Origin of the sequence: Jhaorihella thermophila (assembly GCF_900108275.1) — a bacterium.
Taxonomy (GTDB): Bacteria; Pseudomonadota; Alphaproteobacteria; order Rhodobacterales; family Rhodobacteraceae; genus Jhaorihella; species Jhaorihella thermophila.
In genome coordinates this window covers 143843-158193 of sequence record NZ_FNVD01000001.1, presented here as the reverse complement: position 1 = coordinate 158193, position 14351 = coordinate 143843, and the positions used below count along the sequence as shown (strand labels likewise).

The window sequence follows — 14351 nt, the reverse complement described above, 5'->3', positions numbered from 1 at the left end:
TCTTGCCCGAAAATACTCCGGGGAGCGCGAGGGGCAGCGCCCCTCGCATCCCTTGTGCGCCTTTGGCGCTACGGACTCGGTGCGCCTTTGGCGCAACGGGCAGCGCCCCTCGCACCGGTCGGACCGGCCCCGCCGGTCCGACACCCGCGTTCACCCGCCCACGGACGTGTGATAGCCCACCGCCGCCGCCGGATGCGCCGCCGCCTTCAGCAGATCGAACACATATTGCGCGACCGAGCGGAAACAGACGATGCGGAACGTCTCCGCATCGTCCATCCAGAACGCCGCCGGCACCTGCGCCAGCCGGGTGCGGCGGAACTGGCCCGGCCCGAAGGCCTCGGGCGACAGATCCACCGGGCACAGCTTGGCCAGCACGTCCCGCGCCGCCGGTCCCGACAACCGGAACACCGCGCGCGCATCCGACACGTTCACCGCCAGCGAATGCACCTTGCCCAGCGTGGCGGTCATCTTCTCCACCGCCGCGCCCGCCTCGGAATACGGCACCAGAACCAGCAGCTCGTCCGGCGACATCCAGCAGATGCCGCTTTCTCCGGCCACATTGGCACGGTTCTGCCCCGGCATCTTCTGCCCGCTGACCGAGGTCGCCGCCTTGGCCACCGCGCGGTTCGACAGATCCCCGCGCAGCGTGATCATCCCCTGCAGGCCGCACTCCTCGACCCGGACAAGGCCATCGAAAGACGCGCCCTTCAGCGCGCTGACCGCATCAGACATTCTGCTTCTCCCCGTCCTTGTCGTAGAAGACCGGGCTCACGATCTTCGCCTTGAAGGCCTTGCCGTCGGTGCCCGGAAACTCCAGCACTTCGCCCATGCGGTCGGGGCCGTGCAGCACCAGCCCCATCGCGATGCCGCGGCCCAGCGTGGGCGAGAAATAGGTCGATGTCACCCGCCCCTGCACATTGCGCTGGCCGTTCTCGTTCACGCCTTCGGCCACCGCATAGGCGCCATCGGGCAGGACCGAACCGTCCAGCGTTTCCAGCCCCACCAGCTTCCAGCGGTTCGGGTCGGTCATGTGGGACCGCTGCTGCGCCCGCTTGCCCAGGTAGTCGTCCTTCTTCTTCGAGATCGCCCAGTGCAGCCCCAGATCCTGCGGGATCACCGTGCCGTCGGTTTCGTCCCCGATCATGATGAAGCCCTTCTCGGCCCGCATGATGTGCAGCGCCTCGGTGCCATAGGGCATCACGCCGAACTCGGCCCCCTCCTTCAGCAACAGATCCCAGAAGGCGCGGCCCCGGCACGCCGGAACGGCAATCTCATAGCTCAGCTCGCCCGAGAACGAGATCCGATAGACCCGCACGTCGAACCCTGCGAGCTGTCCGTCGCGCCACTCCATGAACGGCAGCGCGTCTTTCGAAACATCCATGCCGCCCAGCTTTTCCAACAGCTTGCGCGCATTCGGCCCCACCACCGCGATCTGGGCGAACTGCTCGGTCACGTTGGCGACATAGACCTGCCAGTCCCACCATTCGCACTGCAGCCATTCCTCCATATGGGCGTGGATCCGGTCCGCGCCGCCGGTGGTGGTGTGGCACAAGAAGGTGTCCTCGTCGATCCGCGCCACCACGCCATCGTCGATCAGAAAACCGTTTTCCGAACACATCAGCCCATAGCGGCACTTGCCCGGCTTCAGCGTGCTCATCATGTTGGTGTAGAGCATGTCGAGGAATTTCCCCGCATCCCGGCCCTTCACGATCAGCTTGCCCAGCGTCGAGGCATCCAGAAGCCCGAGCTTTTCGCGGGTGTTCTTCACCTCGCGCATCACCGCGTCATGCACGCTTTCACCAGGGCGCACATAGGCATAGGGCCGCCGCCAGTGGCCGACCGGCTCCCAGTCGGCGCCGTTTTCGTCGTGCCAGTCATGCATCGGCGTGCGCCGCAGCGGCTGGAAGATCTCGCCGCGCGCCTCGCCCGCGATCGCGCCCATGCTGATCGGCGTATAGGGCGGGCGGAAGGTGGTCGTGCCCACTTGCGGGATCGGCGCATTGAGCGAGTCGGCCAGGATCGCCAGCCCGTTGATATTGGCGATCTTGCCCTGATCCGTGGCCATGCCCAGCGTGGTATAACGCTTGGTATGCTCGACGCTTTCATAGCCCTCCTGCGCCGCGAGCTGGACATCGGACACTTTCACGTCGTTCTGATAATCCAGGAACGCCTTGTTGCGCAGGGCCGTGGTGGCCCGCGCGGGCATCAGCCAGACCGGCATCATCGGCGCCTCTTCGGGGCCGGCGCCCTGGGGCACCTTGCCTCGTTTGGGCTTGAACCCGATCGCCTTGGCGGCCAGCTTGCCGGCGGCGTCGGCATCCGACAGCACCGCATCCAGCATCAGCTCGCCATTGGCCGCGCCCGCGGGAACCACGAAGCCTTCGCCATCCGCGCCGGTGGGCGGGCGGTTCGGGTCGGGGCGGAAATGGGCCTGGGTTTCGTCCCAGATCAGCTTGCCACCGCAATGGGACCACAGATGAACCACCGGCGACCAGCCGCCCGACATGGCGACCGCGTCGCAGGCGACCTCCTCCAGCGCGCCGCCCTCGCCGTCATGGGCGCAGACCGAGACGCCGGTCACACGTTTGGCCCCCTTGACCCTGGCGATCGCCCGGCCGCAGTCGATGCGAATGCCCATCTCGTGCGCCTGCCGCATCAGATCGCCGCCGCCCGAGTTGCGCGCGTCCAGCACCCGCAGCACCTCGATCCCAGCCTGTTTGAGCGCGATAGCGGTGCGGTAGGCATCGTCGTTGTTGGTGGCGATCACGACCCGCTGGCCGGGGGCCACGCCGTAATTCACCACATAGTCGCGCATGGCCGAGGCCAGCATCACGCCGGGAATGTCGTTGCCGGCAAAGCTCAGCGTGCGCTCGATCGCGCCGGTGGCGGTAATGATCCGCTTCGCCCGGATCCGCCACAGCCGGTGGCGCGGACCAGCCAGCAGCGGCGCGTGGTCGGTCAGCCGCTCATAGCCCAGCGCATAGCCGTGGTCATAGACCCCCGCCCCCATGGCACGCGTGCGCAGGGTCACGTTCTCCATCGCCGACAGTTCGGCCACGGTCCGCTCGACGAAGGCCTCCACCGGCTCGCCATCCACGGTGCCGCCATCCACCGGCGCGCGGCCGCCCCAATGCGGGGTCTGTTCCAGCACCAGCACTTTGGCGCCCGTCTGCGCGGCGGCCTTCGCCGCCTGAAGCCCGGCCACCCCGCCGCCGATCACGAGGATGTCGGTGAAGGCGTAGAAGTATTCGTAGGTGTCGGCGTCGCGCTCCTTGGGCACCGCGCCCAGACCCGCGGCCTGGCGGATGACGGGTTCATAGACCTTTTCCCAGAAGGATTTCGGCCACATGAAGGTCTTGTAGTAGAACCCCGCCGGAAAGAAGCGCGACAGCGCCGCGTTCACCTGGCCCACGTCGAATTCCAGGCTGGGCCAGTGGTTCTGGCTGCGCGCGGTGAGCCCGTCGTAGAGCTCGGTCGTGGTGGCGCGCTGGTTCGGTTCGAACTTTCCGCCTTCGCCCAGCCCCATCAGCGCGTTGGGTTCCTCCGCGCCCGAGGCGAGGATGCCGCGCGGGCGGTGATACTTGTAGGACCGGCCCACCAGCATCTGGTCGTTGGCCAGCAGCGCCGAGGCGAGCGTGTCGCCTTGCAACCCGTGCAGGCGCTTGCCGTTGAAGGTGAAGGTGATCGGTTTCGACCGGTCGATCAGGCGGCCCTGGGTGGCGATGCGTGCGCTCATTTGGCGACCCTTTCGCATGGGGTGAGGGCGGGATTTGGGTATTTGGAACCAGAAAGAAGCATCAGGAGAACTCTCTCCACCTCCAGCCGGGGCGGCGGGCGGTGATCGCGTCTCGGATCTCCTTGGGCGGCTCGGTGGTCTGGGCGGGATAGGTGCCGAAAACCTCGAGCGTGGCGGTGTCGCGGGCGGCGTGGAACCACTTGCCGCAGCCGTTGGCGTGGCGCCAGCGTTCGAAATGCACGCCGCGCGGGTTCTCGCGCGCGAAGAGATAGTCGTGGAAGTCCTCGTCGGAGGAGCCGGGGCCGTGGCGTTTCAGATGCGCCTCGCCGCCCGGCGCCAGTTCGGTTTCCTCGGCGTCGATGCCGCAATAGGGGCATTGCAGGATCAGCATGTCGTCATCCTTTCCTTGTCGCGCGCATCAGTGCGCCACGCCGGCGGCGACGCTTTCGTCGATGAAGCGGCCTTCCTTGAAGCGGTCGAGCGAAAACGCCCGGCAGAGCGGTGAATCGCCCGTGGCCATGAGCTGGGCGAAACCCCAGCCCGATCCGGGGATCGACTTGAACCCGCCGGTACCCCAGCCGCAGTTGATGAAGATGTTCTCCACCGGGGTTTTCGAAAGGATCGGGCTGCGGTCGCCGGTCATGTCCACGATCCCGCCCCATTGCCGCAGCATCTTGAGGCGGCTGATGATCGGGAAGGTTTCGATCAGCGCGCGCACGGTTTCCTCGATATGGTGGAAGCTGCCGCGCTGGGTGTAGTTGTTGAACCCGTCCGCGCCGCCGCCGATCACCATCTCGCCCTTGTCGGACTGGCTCATGTAGCCATGCACGGTGTTGGCCATCACCACCACGTCCATGCAGGGCTTGATCGGCTCGCTGACCAGCGCCTGAAGCGCCACGCTCTCGACCGGCAGGCGGAAGCCGGCCATCTGCGCCAGCACGCCCGAGTGCCCCGCCACCACCAGCCCCAGCTTGTTGCAGTCGATCGGCCCCTTTGTGGTGTCCACGCCGGCGACCTTGCCGCCCTCGCGCCGGATGCCGGTAACCTCGCATTTCTGGATGATATGCATCCCCATCCGCGAACAGGCCCGCGCATAGCCCCAGGCCACCGCGTCGTGCCGCGCCGTGCCGCCGCGTTCCTGCCACAGCGCCCCCAGCACCGGATAGCGCGGCCCGTCGATATTGATGATCGGCACCAGTTCCTTGACCCGCTGCGGGGAAATCCATTCGGTTTTCACCCCCTGCAGGGCATTGGCATGGGCGGTGCGCTTGTAGCCGCGGACCTCGTGATGGGTTTGGGCCAGCATCATCACGCCGCGCGGGGAAAACATCAGGTTGTAGTTCAGATCCTGGCTGAGATCCTCGTAGAGCGCGCGCGCCTTTTCGTAGATCGCGGCGGAGGGATCCTGCAGGTAGTTCGACCGGATGATGGTGGTGTTGCGCCCGGTATTGCCGCCGCCCAGCCAGCCCTTTTCCAGAACCGCGACATTGGTGATGCCGTAGTTCTTGCCCAGGTAATAGGCGGTGGCCAGCCCGTGACCGCCGGCGCCGATGATGATCACGTCATAGTGCCGCTTGGGCTCGGGCGAGGTCCAGGCGCGTTCCCACCCGGTGTGATAGCGCAGGGCCTCGCGGGCGATGGCAAAGGCTGAATAGCGTTTCATGGGCGAATCCGATCCTTTCCAGACAGGATGACATATGCCGCGATCGCCCCCTGCGCCCATGTCGCGTTCCGCCGCTATATTGCGCGGTTGCGACATGGGGCGGGCAAGTCGGGGATTTGCCCTTTCGCATGGGGCGGGCCGCGCCTAGATGGAGGGCATCGTCTGTGCCGCCGGAAGGACCGCCCATGGTGTTCGAGAGTTTCGAGGAGTTCGCCGCCGCCTGCCCGGCGATGACCGCGCTGGTGGGGCTGGATCTGGGCGAGCGCACGATCGGCGTGGCGGTGTCGGACACTTTCGGCCAGGTGGCCAGCCCGCTGGAGACCATCCGGCGGCGCAAGTTCGGCGCGGATGCCCAGAAGCTCCTGGCGATCGTGGCAGAGCGCGGCGTGGGCGGCATCGTGCTGGGCCTGCCGCGCAACATGGACGGGACCGAAGGCCCGCGCTGCCAGTCCACCCGCGCCTTTGCCCGAAACCTCGCGCGCCTGACCGACCTGCCGATCGGGTTCTGGGACGAACGCCTGTCCACCGTCGCCGCCGAGCGCGCCCTGCTCGAGGCGGATACGTCCCGGAAACGTCGCGCCGAGGTGATCGACCACGTCGCGGCGGGCTATATCCTGCAGGGGGCGCTGGACCGGATGCGCCATCTGGGAACGGAAGGGCGGCGATGACCGACGACATCTGGAAACGCGACGAAGCCGACTCCCCCTGCGTGAAAATCTGCGTGGTCCACCCCGGGGCGCGGATCTGCACCGGCTGCTATCGCAGCATCGACGAGATCGCCCGCTGGTCCAGGATGACCCCCGCCGAACGCGCCGAAATCCGCGCCGCGCTGCCGGATCGGGCGGTTCTGCTGACGCGGCGCCGCGGTGGCCGGCGCGGTCGGCGGCAAGAGTGAAACAAGCGGAAAATGGTCGGGACGGCGAGATTCGAACTCACGACCCCCTGTACCCAAAACAGGTGCGCTACCAGACTGCGCCACGTCCCGAACCGTAGCCGTGTCTAACCGCAGCCGCCCGGTTTGAAAAGCCCCAACCGGCCGCTAACAGGGCCAGGCCGCCGGCCCTCCGGCAAAGGCCGGGTGGCGCATGACGCTGCCTTCGGTGATCCCATAGCGGCGCGCGAGGCCGCCGTTGATCTCGAGCACGGCGAACACGGCATCGCCACCGTCGATCGGAGTCAGGTCGCCCGGCCTGGCCATTTCGTGGATTCGCGTCACTCGCCCCGACCGGTCGAGAAACAGCATGTCCAGCGGGATCAGGGTGTTCTTCATCCAGAAACGGACGTTTTGCGGGCGCTCATAGACGAACAGCATCCCAGCGCCGCGCGGCAGCGTCCTGCGATACATCAGCCCCCGCGCCCGTTCGCGCGGCTCGTCGGCAATCTCGACCGAAAAGGCGATCTGCCCCCAGTCGCCCTTAAGCTGAACTGTGTCCGCGCGGCATTCGGCGCCATTCCCCGCCCCCGGCGCGGCTGCCATGACGAGAACCGCAACCATCAGCGCCGCCGCCACGTTCGTTGCGAGGCGCCAGCGCACCGGGGCTCAGGCCTCGACCCGAATCGGGCTGACGCTCTGGGACTCTCTGGCCTGGGCCGCGGCCTCCCAGGCCTTGACCTGCACCGCCATCAGCCCCCGGCGGCCTTCGATGACGCGGAGTGCGATTGCCTCGCCCGGCTGAAGGTCGGCCAGACCGGACTGGCGGATCACTTCGATATGCAGAAACACGTCCCGCGCATCGCCGAAGAGATTGGCAAACCCGAACCCTTTGGCCTTGTCGAACCATTTCACGCGCGCCGGCAGCAGCGGCTTGCTCTGGATCACCTCGGGGTCCAGATGGGCGAAATCGGCAAGAGGCGGCGTTTCGCCGATGTCGGAGGCTTCGATGTGAACCACCTCGACCGCCTGAACGCCGCGCTGGGTGCGCTGGGTCACCACTTCGATTCGCGTGCCGTCCGCCACCGAGCTTTGCCCGAAATTGCGCAGGACGTTCACATGCAAAAGGATATCCGGTCCACCGCCGTCCGCCACGATGAACCCAAATCCCTTGGCGGGATCGAACCATTTCACCCGCCCTTGCACCTGCTGAAAGTTGTTCAGATCTTCGGCCACTTGTCCCGGCTCATTGTTGTTGTCTTGCGCCCCGCGCCCCGGTTTGCCCCAAAGCGCCCTCTCATTTCAAGGGCATTGACGGCACGCGCATCGATTTACCTTACGGCAGGCAGGATTTCGCTCAGGGGTTGAGCCGCCTGACGTCCCAAGTTGATCCCGGATCGGCCCTGCGCCACACGAAACGGTCATGCAGACGGAACGCACCGTCGGCCCAGAACTCGATTTCCAGCGGCGTGAGCCGATAGCCGCCCCAGAATGGCGGGCGCGGCGGATTGGTGCCGAATCGCGCCGTCACCTTCGCCACCTCGGCCATCAGCGCTGCCCGGCTGGCCAGCGGCTGCGACTGGTGCGAGGCCCAGGCGCCCAGGCGGCTCTTGAGCGAGCGCGAGGCGAAATATTCATCCGCCTTGGGCCCGTCCTCGCGGGTGACCAGCCCCCGCACCCGCACCTGCCGGCGCAGCGACTTCCAGTGCATGACAAAGGCCGCCTTGCCGGAGCCGTCCAGTTCACGCGCCTTGGCGCTGCCGTAGTTGGTGTAGAACACGAATGCGTCGTCCTCGATCTCCTTCAGCAGAACCATCCGCGCGTTGGGCATACCGTCCGCATCCACGGTCGCCAGCGCGATCGCATTGGGATCGTTGGGCTCGGTCTTTTCGGCCTCGGCCAGCCAGGCCCGGGCGATGGCAAAGGGGTCGTCGCCGGCAAAGATGCCCGTGCGGTCGCTCATGGTATTTCTCCGTTCGGTGTCGCGGCGACCCTATTCCGGGGGGCGCAGAGCGGCAAGAGCCCGCGCCCTTGAAGGGCACGGGCCAATCGCCTAAAGGTCAGCGTCATCGCAAATTGACGCAGCGGAGTGTGCGCATGTCCAATCAGCTGATGGCCGGCAAACGCGGCCTGATCATGGGTCTGGCCAATGACAAGTCCATCGCCTGGGGCATTGCCAGAGCCGTGGCGGACGCCGGGGCGGAACTGGCCTTTTCCTACCAGGGCGAAGCGTTGAAGAAACGGGTCGCCCCGCTGGCCGGGCAGTTGGGCAGCGATATCGTCCTGCCCTGCGACGTGTCCGACGAAGACTCCATCGACGCGCTCTTCGCGGCGGTGAAGGAACGCTGGGACCGGCTCGACTTCATCGTTCACGCGATCGGCTTTTCCGACAAGAACGAACTGCGCGGCCGTTATGTGGATACCACCCGCGGCAATTTCGCCATGACCATGGACATCTCGGTCTATTCTTTCACGGCGGTGATGCAGCGGGCCGAAAAGATGATGACCAATGGCGGATCGGCGCTGACGCTGACCTATTACGGCGCCGAACGCGTCATGCCGCATTACAACGTGATGGGCGTGGCCAAGGCCGCGCTCGAGGCCAGCGTGCGCTATCTCGCCGAGGATCTGGGCAAGGACGGCATCCGGGTCAACGCCATCTCGGCCGGGCCGATCAAGACGCTGGCGGCCAGCGGCATCGGCGATTTCCGCTACATCATGAAGTGGAACGAATACAACTCGCCCCTGCGGCGCAACGTGACCATCGACGACGTGGGCAAATCCGCGCTCTACCTGCTAAGCGATCTGGGCTCGGGGGTGACCGGCGAGAATCTGCATGTGGACGCGGGCTATCACATCGTCGGCATGAAGGCCGTGGACGCCCCCGACATCACGAAAGGCTGAAGCGATGAGCGACAAGGATCCCAACCGCCTGCCCCATGAAAAGGGCTTTCACGTCAGCTGGGACCAGCTGCACCGCGACGCCCGCGCGCTGGCCTGGCGGCTGGACGGGCAAGGCCCCGACAATGGCGCCTGGCGGGCGGTGGTGGCGATCACCCGCGGCGGCATGGCCCCGGCGATGATCGTCAGCCGCGAACTGGACATCCGCATCGTGGACACGATCTCGGTCAAGTCCTACCATCACCAGGCGCAGGGCGAGGCCCAAGTGCTCAAGGCCCCCGACGCGCAACTCATGGGCGATGGCGAGGGCGTGCTGGTGATCGACGACCTGGTGGACAGCGGCAAGACGCTTGAGCTGGTGCGCAGCATGTATCCCAAGGCGCATTTCGCCACGATCTATGCCAAGCCCAAGGGCAAACCGCAGGTGGACAGCTACATCACCGAGGTCAGCCAGGACACCTGGATCTTCTTCCCTTGGGACATGGCGCTGCAATACGTCCAGCCCTTCCGCGGTTCGGACTGACGCGAACCGATGGCCCCCCGCACCGCGGCGACGTTCGCCCCGCCGATCCCGCAGGCGCGCAAATGGCTCGACGGCGTGACCTTTTCGCCCGAAAGGCCGCTCATCAATGTCAGCCAGGCCGCCCCGGTTGACCCGCCGCCGCGCGCGCTTCGGCAGGCGATGGCCGACTACGCGCTGAACGAGGACGCCGCGCATCTTTACGGCCCCGTTCTGGGCATGCCCGAACTGCGCGCCGCGCTGGCCGAGGATATTTCGCGGCACTACGGCGGATCGGTCGCGGCCGCGCAGGTGGCGATCACTTCGGGCTGCAACGAGGCCTTTGCCGCCGTAACCATGGCGATCGCCGGCCAGGGGGACGAGATCATCCTGCCGACACCATGGTACTTCAACCACAAGATGTGGCTGGACATGGCCGGCATCCGCGCCGTGCCGCTGCCGGTGGGTCCGGACATGCTGCCTGACCCGGACCGGGCGGCGCGCCTTGTTACCGACCGCACCCGCGCGATCGCGCTGGTGACGCCGAACAACCCCTGCGGCGTGGAATACCCCGCCGAGCTGGTGCAGGCCTTCCGCGATCTGGCACGGTCGCGCGGCATCCGGCTCATCGTGGACGAAACCTATCGCGATTTCGACAGCCGGTCGGGGCCCCCGCACGACCTGTTCGCCGATCCCGCCTGGGACGAGGTGTTCGTGCATCTCTATTCCTTTTCCAAGACCTACAGGCTGACCGGCCACCGCATCGGCGCGCTGGCCGCGTCCCCCGCGCTGCTGGAGGAGGCCGAAAAGTTCCTCGATACCGTCACCATCTGCCCCAGCCAGATCGGCCAGTTCGGCGCGCTCTGGGGGCTGCGCAACCTCGGCCAGTGGGTGGCGGGGGAACGGGCCGACATCCTCGACCGCCGCGCCGCGATCTCCGACGGGTTCGGCGGGCTTCAGGCGCGGGGCTGGCGACTTCTGGGACTGGGCGCCTATTTCGCCTATGTCGAACATCCCTTCGACATGAGCGCGGACGAGCTGGCCCGGCGGCTGGTGCGCGAGGCCGGCGTCCTGCTGCTGCCCGCGACCATGTTCGTGCCCGAAGGCGACCCGACCGGCGCGCGCCAGCTGCGCATCGCGTTCGCCAATATCGACCGCGCCGGAATCGGCGCCCTGTTCGACAGGCTCTCGGCGCTTTCCTTCTGACCTTGCCCCCCCTTGGCCTGCATCGTATGCAGGGCGGCAACAGCATCAAGGCGCGGCAACCGCCGCAAAGGGAAAGACATGGCCGCACGGATCAAGAACCTGTCCAAAACCTTCGTCTGGATTCTTCTGGCGATGGTGATCGCCGGGCTTGGCGGTTACGGGGCGCTGAACCTGTCCGCCACGGTGCGCACCGTTGCCACCGTGGGCGACGAGGTGGTGACCACCGAACAGTTCGCGCGCGAGCTGCAGCGCGAGATTCGCGTCGTCGAGGCCCAGACCGGCCAGCGGCTGCAATCGGATCAGATCCGGCAGGCGGGGCTGGACCAGATGGTGCTGGGCCGGCTGATCGCGATCGCCGCCATCGACAACGAGATCGCGCATATCGGCCTGTCGGTGGGCGACGAAACCCTGCAGAAGGAAATCCTGAAGATCGGCGCCTTTCAGGGCCCCGACGGCAAGTTCGACCGCGACACCTACAAGTTCCAGCTGGAACAGGCCGGCCTGACCGAAGCCGAGTTCGAAGAGGATCTGCGCAAGGAACAGGCCCGCACGCTGGTGCAGGGCGCGATCATGGGCGGTGCGCGGATGCCGGCCGTTCTGACCGACACCATCGCGGCCTATGTGGGCGAGCGGCGCAGCTTCACCATGGCGCGGCTGACCGCCGAGTCGCTGGGCACCCCGATCCCCGAGCCGACCGAAGACGACCTGCGCGCCTATTACGAGGCGCACAAGGACGACTTCCGCCTGCCCGAGACCAAGAAGATCACCTACGCGCTGCTCAGCCCCGAGATGGTGATGGACGTGGTCGAGGTGGACGAGGCCGCGATCCGCAAGCTCTATGACGAGCGCCGTGACAAATACGACATCCCCGATCGGCGGCTGGTGGAACGACTGGTCTTTCCCGACGAACAGGCCGCCCGCGATGCCAAGGCACAGCTGGAGGTCGGCGGAACCACCTTCGAGGCGCTGGTGCGCGACCGGGGGCTGGAGCTGGAAGATGTGGACATGGGCGACGTGACCGCCGCCGATCTGGGCAACGCCGCGGAGCAGGTGTTCGCCGCCGAGGTGGGCGACGTGGTGGGACCGGTGCAGACCGATCTGGGTCCGGCCCTGTTCCGCGTGAACGGCACGCTGGCCGCGCATCACACCCCGTTCGAGGAAGCCCGCGCCGAACTGCGCGAGGAACTGGCGGGCGAGGCCGCCCGGCGGGTGATCGAGGGCCGCGCCGAGGCGATCAACGACCTGCTCGCCGGCGGTGCCACCCTCGAGGAACTGGCCAAGGAAGAGGGCCTGCGGCTTGACCATATCGACTGGACCGCCGAGGCCGCCGAGGGCATCGCCGCCTATGACGCCTTCCGGCAGGCAGCCGAAAAGGCCACCCCGGACGACTATCCCGAGGCGCTTTTTCTGGACGATGGCGGGCTGTTCGCGCTGCGCGTGGACGAGGTTCTGCCGCCCCGCCCCGAACCCTTCGAGCAGGCCCGCGACAAGGTGGCCGACGCCTGGCGTCTGGCCGAGACGGAAAAGGCGCTGCGCGCCGAGGCCGAGCGGATCCTGGCCGATCTGGGTGAGGACGGCGATCTGGCCGCGGCCGGGCTGGACACGGAAACCGAATCCGGGCTGACCCGCACCGCCTTTGTCGAGGGAACGCCCCCGGATTTCATGGCACAGGTGTTCAAGATGGAGCCCGGCGAAGTCCGCGTGATCGGGTCCGGCGCGGTGCTCCACCTCGTCCGGCTGGACGAGATCCTGCCGCCGGCCGAGGACGACCAGATGACGATGCTGAAGACCGCCTATGCCCAGCAGGCGGATCAGGCGCTGGGTCAGGCCCTGTTCGAGGCCTATGCCCGCGACGCGCAACTGCGGGCGCAGCCCACCTTCGACCAGCAGGCCGCGGCTGCCGTCCTGTCCAATCTCCGCTGAGGCACCCGATGAACCTGACCCCGGATTTCGACAGCTTTGCCCTTGCCTGGGAGGCGGGGCAGAATCAGGTGGTTTACGCGCGCCTCGCGGCGGATCTGGACACGCCGGTTTCGCTGATGCTCAAGCTGACAGCGGCGCAAAGGGACGCCTTCATGCTGGAATCGGTGACCGGCGGCGAGGTGCGCGGGCGCTATTCCATCATCGGCATGAAGCCCGACCTGATCTGGCGCTGCGACGCAGAGCGGTCCTCGATCAACCGCTCGGCCCGGTTCGACGCCGAAGCCTTCGAGCCGCAGCAGGGCAATCCGCTGGACAATCTGCGCGCGCTGCTGGCCGAAAGCCGGATCGACCTGCCCGCCGACCTGCCGCAGGCCAGTGCGGGGCTGTTCGGCTATCTGGGCTATGACATGGTGCGGCTGGTGGAACGGTTGCCGGGCGTCAATCCCGACCCGTTGGGCCTGCCGGATGCGCTGATGCTGCGGCCTTCGGTGGTGGCGGTGCTGGACGGGGTCAAGGGCGAGGTGACCGTGGTGGCGCCGGCCTGGGTGTCCGAGGGGCTTTCGGCGCGGGCGGCCTATGCGCAGGCGGCCGAACGGGTGATGGACGCGGTGCGCGATCTGGATCGCGGCCTGCCGGGCGAAAGCCGCGACCTGGGTGATGCCGCCGAGATCGCGCCGCCGGTCAGCAACTTCACCCGCGAGGGCTATATGGCCGCGGTCGAGAAGGCCAAGGACTACATCCGGGCCGGCGACATCTTTCAGGTGGTGCCGTCGCAGCGCTGGACGCAGGATTTTCCGCTGCCGCCCTTTGCGCTCTACCGCAGCCTGCGGCGGACGAACCCCTCGCCCTTCATGTTCTATTTCAATTTCGGCGGCTTTCAGGTGGTCGGCGCGAGCCCCGAGATTCTGGTGCGGGTCTTTGGCCGCGAGGTGACGATCCGCCCGATCGCCGGCACCCGCCCGCGCGGCGCCACGCCGGAGGAGGACAAGGCGCTGGAGGCCGACCTGCTGGGCGACGAAAAGGAACTGGCCGAGCACCTGATGCTGCTGGATCTGGGCCGCAACGACGTGGGTCGGGTGGCCAGGGTCGGCACGGTGCGCCCGACCGAAAAATTCATCATCGAACGCTACAGCCACGTCATGCATATCGTGTCGAACGTGGTGGGCGAGCTGGCCGAGGACAAGGATGCGCTGGATGCGTTCTTTGCCGGCATGCCCGCCGGCACGGTGAGCGGCGCGCCCAAGGTGCGGGCGATGGAGATCATCGACGAGCTGGAGCCGGAAAAGCGCGGCGTCTATGGCGGCGGCGTGGGCTATTTCAGCGCCGGCGGCGACATGGACATGTGCATCGCCCTGCGCACCGCGATCGTGAAGGATCGCAAGCTGTATATCCAGGCCGGCGGCGGCGTGGTTTTCGACAGCGACCCCGAGGCCGAATACATGGAGACCGTGCACAAGTCGAATGCGATCCGGCGTGCCGCCGAGGACGCGGCGCGGTTCGTCCGCGGCCGCAACGGCTGAGCCCGCCACCGGCCGGGCGCCGCGCGGCAAAG

The 14351-nt window shown here is 67.1% G+C and carries 14 protein-coding genes and 1 tRNA gene; 7 read left to right on the top strand and 8 right to left on the bottom strand.

Features of this window, described 5'->3' with window-relative positions; translation table 11 throughout:
- Positions 1-150 precede the first annotated feature (150 nt).
- The 4 genes from C4S70_RS00785 to C4S70_RS00770 form a co-directional block, all read right to left on the bottom strand.
- Positions 151-732 (bottom strand): sarcosine oxidase subunit gamma, encoded by a 582-nt coding sequence (locus C4S70_RS00785; protein WP_104006203.1) that lies wholly within the window; start codon positions 730-732, stop codon positions 151-153.
- On the bottom strand, positions 725-3736 hold the full coding sequence (locus C4S70_RS00780; protein WP_104006202.1) for a sarcosine oxidase subunit alpha family protein: 3012 nt from the start codon (positions 3734-3736) through the stop codon (positions 725-727). The genes C4S70_RS00785 and C4S70_RS00780 overlap by 8 nt, the downstream gene beginning before the upstream one ends.
- 61 nt (positions 3737-3797) lie before the next feature.
- Positions 3798-4127, bottom strand: coding sequence for a sarcosine oxidase subunit delta (locus C4S70_RS00775; protein ID WP_104006201.1), 330 nt, complete (start codon positions 4125-4127; stop codon positions 3798-3800).
- 27 nt (positions 4128-4154) lie between these two features.
- Positions 4155-5399 (bottom strand): sarcosine oxidase subunit beta family protein, encoded by a 1245-nt coding sequence (locus C4S70_RS00770; RefSeq protein ID WP_104006200.1) that lies wholly within the window; start codon positions 5397-5399, stop codon positions 4155-4157.
- 185 nt (positions 5400-5584) lie between these two features.
- On the opposite strand from C4S70_RS00770, the gene ruvX reads away from it, so the two are divergent.
- The gene (ruvX, locus tag C4S70_RS00765; RefSeq protein ID WP_104006199.1) at positions 5585-6067 is read left to right on the top strand and encodes a Holliday junction resolvase RuvX; all 483 of its coding nucleotides are present in this window, start codon (positions 5585-5587) and stop codon (positions 6065-6067) included.
- Positions 6064-6294 carry a DUF1289 domain-containing protein gene (locus C4S70_RS00760; protein WP_104006198.1) on the top strand — a complete coding sequence of 77 codons (231 nt, stop codon included), beginning with the start codon at positions 6064-6066 and terminating at the stop codon, positions 6292-6294. Before ruvX ends, C4S70_RS00760 begins: the two co-directional genes overlap by 4 nt.
- 13 nt (positions 6295-6307) lie before the next feature.
- On the opposite strand, the gene C4S70_RS00755 is transcribed toward C4S70_RS00760, so the two are convergent.
- From C4S70_RS00755 to pdxH, 4 genes are all read right to left on the bottom strand, one after another.
- Positions 6308-6384: transfer RNA gene (locus C4S70_RS00755), tRNA-Pro, on the bottom strand.
- Between the two features lie 54 nt (positions 6385-6438).
- On the bottom strand, positions 6439-6876 hold the full coding sequence (locus C4S70_RS00750) for a DUF192 domain-containing protein (protein ID WP_104006643.1): 438 nt from the start codon (positions 6874-6876) through the stop codon (positions 6439-6441).
- Between the two features lie 63 nt (positions 6877-6939).
- A complete protein-coding gene (locus tag C4S70_RS00745) occupies positions 6940-7506 on the bottom strand; it encodes a cold-shock protein (protein ID WP_104006197.1) in 567 nt (188 codons plus the stop codon).
- Between the two features lie 121 nt (positions 7507-7627).
- Positions 7628-8233, bottom strand: coding sequence for a pyridoxamine 5'-phosphate oxidase (pdxH, locus tag C4S70_RS00740; RefSeq protein ID WP_104006196.1), 606 nt, complete (start codon positions 8231-8233; stop codon positions 7628-7630).
- Between the two features lie 134 nt (positions 8234-8367).
- Between pdxH and fabI the strand changes: the two genes are divergently transcribed.
- From fabI to trpE, 5 genes are all read left to right on the top strand, one after another.
- Positions 8368-9174 carry an enoyl-ACP reductase FabI gene (gene fabI / locus C4S70_RS00735; protein ID WP_104006195.1) on the top strand — a complete coding sequence of 269 codons (807 nt, stop codon included), beginning with the start codon at positions 8368-8370 and terminating at the stop codon, positions 9172-9174.
- 4 nt (positions 9175-9178) lie between these two features.
- Positions 9179-9694, top strand: a complete 516-nt coding sequence (gene gpt, locus C4S70_RS00730; protein ID WP_104006194.1) for a xanthine phosphoribosyltransferase — start codon at positions 9179-9181, stop codon at positions 9692-9694.
- A 9-nt stretch (positions 9695-9703) separates the two neighbouring features.
- Entirely contained in the window at positions 9704-10876 is a 1173-nt protein-coding gene (locus C4S70_RS00725; RefSeq protein ID WP_104006193.1) for an aminotransferase, read from the top strand.
- A gap of 78 nt (positions 10877-10954) precedes the next feature.
- Positions 10955-12799, top strand: a complete 1845-nt coding sequence (locus C4S70_RS00720; protein ID WP_104006192.1) for a peptidyl-prolyl cis-trans isomerase — start codon at positions 10955-10957, stop codon at positions 12797-12799.
- A gap of 8 nt (positions 12800-12807) precedes the next feature.
- A complete protein-coding gene (trpE, locus tag C4S70_RS00715) occupies positions 12808-14319 on the top strand; it encodes an anthranilate synthase component I (RefSeq protein WP_104006191.1) in 1512 nt (503 codons plus the stop codon).
- The last annotated feature ends 32 nt before the right edge of the window (positions 14320-14351 follow it).

Bases quoted from the DNA above. Each gene is read 5' to 3' on its own strand.
- C4S70_RS00785 (WP_104006203.1), bottom strand. From the start codon at position 732: ATGTCTGATGCGGTCAGCGCGCTGAAGGGCGCGTCTTTCGATGGCCTT.
- C4S70_RS00780 (WP_104006202.1), bottom strand. From the start codon at position 3,736: ATGAGCGCACGCATCGCCACCCAGGGCCGCCTGATCGACCGGTCGAAA.
- C4S70_RS00775 (WP_104006201.1), bottom strand. From the start codon at position 4,127: ATGCTGATCCTGCAATGCCCCTATTGCGGCATCGACGCCGAGGAAACC.
- C4S70_RS00770 (WP_104006200.1), bottom strand. From the start codon at position 5,399: ATGAAACGCTATTCAGCCTTTGCCATCGCCCGCGAGGCCCTGCGCTAT.
- ruvX (WP_104006199.1), top strand. From the start codon at position 5,585: ATGGTGTTCGAGAGTTTCGAGGAGTTCGCCGCCGCCTGCCCGGCGATG.
- C4S70_RS00760 (WP_104006198.1), top strand. From the start codon at position 6,064: ATGACCGACGACATCTGGAAACGCGACGAAGCCGACTCCCCCTGCGTG.
- C4S70_RS00750 (WP_104006643.1), bottom strand. From the start codon at position 6,876: ATGGCAGCCGCGCCGGGGGCGGGGAATGGCGCCGAATGCCGCGCGGAC.
- pdxH (WP_104006196.1), bottom strand. From the start codon at position 8,233: ATGAGCGACCGCACGGGCATCTTTGCCGGCGACGACCCCTTTGCCATC.
- fabI (WP_104006195.1), top strand. From the start codon at position 8,368: ATGTCCAATCAGCTGATGGCCGGCAAACGCGGCCTGATCATGGGTCTG.
- gpt (WP_104006194.1), top strand. From the start codon at position 9,179: ATGAGCGACAAGGATCCCAACCGCCTGCCCCATGAAAAGGGCTTTCAC.
- C4S70_RS00725 (WP_104006193.1), top strand. From the start codon at position 9,704: ATGGCCCCCCGCACCGCGGCGACGTTCGCCCCGCCGATCCCGCAGGCG.
- C4S70_RS00720 (WP_104006192.1), top strand. From the start codon at position 10,955: ATGGCCGCACGGATCAAGAACCTGTCCAAAACCTTCGTCTGGATTCTT.
- trpE (WP_104006191.1), top strand. From the start codon at position 12,808: ATGAACCTGACCCCGGATTTCGACAGCTTTGCCCTTGCCTGGGAGGCG.